The 2,461-nt window shown below is 65.0% G+C and carries 3 protein-coding genes; all 3 read right to left on the reverse strand.

What is annotated here, in order from left to right:
- Positions 1-3: 3 nt before the first annotated feature.
- Entirely contained in the window at positions 4-1,152 is a 1,149-nt protein-coding gene (locus FGX59_RS38425; protein WP_206078557.1) for a zinc ribbon domain-containing protein, read from the reverse strand.
- Positions 1,153-1,213: 61 nt separating this feature from the next.
- Positions 1,214-2,071 carry a recombinase family protein gene (locus tag FGX59_RS38430; RefSeq protein ID WP_206078558.1) on the reverse strand — a complete coding sequence of 286 codons (858 nt, stop codon included), beginning with the start codon at positions 2,069-2,071 and terminating at the stop codon, positions 1,214-1,216.
- On the reverse strand, positions 2,071-2,461 hold a 391-nt coding region (locus tag FGX59_RS38435; protein ID WP_206078559.1), incomplete at its 5' end, for a hypothetical protein. The genes FGX59_RS38430 and FGX59_RS38435, both read right to left, overlap by 1 nt.

Raw genomic sequence — 2,461 nt, forward strand, 5'->3', positions numbered from 1 at the left:
CGATCATCCATGTTGATACCCCCTATTTTCACGCTGACTGATTCTCAGATCCAGTTCGCTGATGATGTGATTTCGAAGGTTCCGCACGCCGTCCAGAACGACCGACGTGTCGGGAAACAGATAGGCACCGGTGGGCTGAGGGTCTATGAGCAAACGCTTTTTCCTGATCCGCACGTAGAGCCAGTTGACCGGGATCCCGAGCTTGGCAGCAAGAGCGGTTGTGCTCAGGAAACCAGGATCGTGGTTCCACCGCCTGCGCGCAGGGGGCGTGCTGATGCCTTCGGCCAGCCGAATGCGCTGGACTGTAACGGCGAGCACCTTGTCTGGCGAATTCGCCGAGCGGTGCCCCTCGCTGGTGAGAACGCGGACGATTTCATCGTCGGGCATGCCCGCCCTTGCCAGTTCGAGCAGGCGCTCCCGCATTTCGGCTCCGCGTGCGAGTTTCGCGATCGCGGTTACCCGCATCTTGATGTCGAGCTCGGTCACCGCACCGCCGCGCCACACGATGAGGACTAGCGCGCTCTCGGGCGTCCGGTTGAGCACCGCCTTGTCCACCAGGCAGCGCAGGAGCGACTTGCGATGCGCGTCACTGGTGGCAGGATCCGCCCAGATTTGCGGCAGGCGTCCCGCCAGGGTCACGACCTTGCCGGTGAAGGCCTTCCCCATGGCCACAGGCCCGGCAGGCTGCTGTGCGGACTGCTCGGCCAGCGCGGTCTCCGCCGCCCGAACCTCCATCAGCGCGCTTTCCCAGCGGCGCTCGAGTTCGGCGGCGACAAGGCGGTTGTCGGGATCGACGCGATTGTACTGCCGCTGTGCCAGGGCTGCTGCATAGCGGGTGCGCTCGACCTCGCGTTCGGCATTTGCACGCAAGGCGCTGTCGACCTGGCTCTGGGCCCGGCAGGCGCGCGACAGGGCATCGAGTTCCGCAGGGGCCAGCGCGGTCAGGAATGCGTCCGCAACAGCGGCGTCCACCGCCCTGGCCCGGACAGGCGGGCAGGCGGGCAGGCCCGAATGCTTGTTCAAGTGGTTGCAGACATACTCTCCGCCGCCCTTGTACCGGGCATACATCTTGTGGCCGCAGCGTCCGCACCAGACGATGCCGTGCAGCAGAAGGTCGCCGTCGCGGGGGATGCCCCTTGTCTTGGTGCGCATGTCTTCGGCCCGGTTGTCGCTCACTAGGTCGGCCAGTCGACATAGGCTGGATACCGGTCCTTCACGACGATGCGCCACTCTTCGAGAGGTCTCGCCACTTTCGCCTTTGCCGGACGCCGTCCGTCCGGTGCGGTGTCCCGCATGCGGGTCCGGCCATAGACGAAAGCCCTGCATACGCGGAATTCTTCAGGATCGCGGCAACCGCGGAGACCGTCGCGCGAGCCCAGTACAGCTCGCCATGCCGGTCCCGGCGTGGCAGGTCGAGGCCGCGGGCATTCAGCATCCGCATCACCTTGGCGACGCTGCGCAGCTTCATGAAGAGCTCGAACACAAGGCCGAGCCGGCCCTGGACAGCCGTGTCGGGGTCTTTCAGCACGACGCCGCCGGGGTCCCGCACGAGACCGGCCGGCAAGGTGAGAGCGAGCTCCCCGCGCTGCGCCTTGGCGATGAGCCCGGCCGTCAGGCGGCTGCGGATCGTGTGCAGCTCCAGTTCGGAAATGGTGCCCTTGAGGCCGAGAAGCAGGCGCCCGTTTGCGCTGCCCGGATCATGGACGCCGTCGCGATCGGCGATCAGGCAGCCCCGCAGCCCGCAGATGTCCAGGAGAGGATACCAGTCGGAACAGTTGCGCGCGAGCCGCGTCACATCGACGGACAGGATCATCCCCACTTCGCTGAGCCCGACCCGGCCGACAAGTTCCTGGAACCCGCTGCGATGCGCTGCGGAGGCGCCGCTGAGGCCGAGATCGGCATCGATCACATCGATATCGGCTTCATGCCATCCGAGATCGCGGGCGCGCTGGCACAGCGCGTACTGGAGCCGCAGGCTTTCCTGGTTGCTCACGACCTGATGGGGCGTCGACTGCCGGATATGGACAATTGCCCTGCGCTTCAGATGCATCGGCTGGATCAGCTCTGGCATCACGAAAGACCTCCGCCAGAACCACGGCGATGTCGTCGACGATCTGGCGCCTCAGCGTCACCGGCAGCGTCGTCCAGAGATCTTCGGGTGCCGTGCTCATGATGCTCGGTATCCACCACATCTAGTAGGTCCCGCAAAGATTCCATGCTCAATTTGGGTAGATCGACCGGTGAGGCAAGCGGTTCGGTCGCTGCAACGGGAACGTTCAGCGTCACCCCGTCGCGATACGCGACCTCGTAGAAGGAGGGAGAGCCAGCCCGGCAGAAGCTTGATCGACCGAGAACCTGGAACGTGCGCCCATAGAGCGGGTGCCGGGGATCGAGGACCTGAACGACCTCAGGAAAGGATTCGTCAGCATCACCAAGGGGGGTATCCCGAAACATCTTCGCT

This window comes from Poseidonocella sp. HB161398 (assembly GCF_005870025.1).
Classification (GTDB): domain Bacteria; phylum Pseudomonadota; class Alphaproteobacteria; order Rhodobacterales; family Rhodobacteraceae; genus Mangrovicoccus.

Excerpts from the sequence above, each read along its gene's own strand:
- FGX59_RS38425 (WP_206078557.1), bottom strand. The coding sequence starts at position 1,152 with ATGCGCACCAAGACAAGGGGCATCCCCCGCGACGGCGACCTTCTGCTG.
- FGX59_RS38430 (WP_206078558.1), bottom strand. The coding sequence starts at position 2,071 with ATGCCAGAGCTGATCCAGCCGATGCATCTGAAGCGCAGGGCAATTGTC.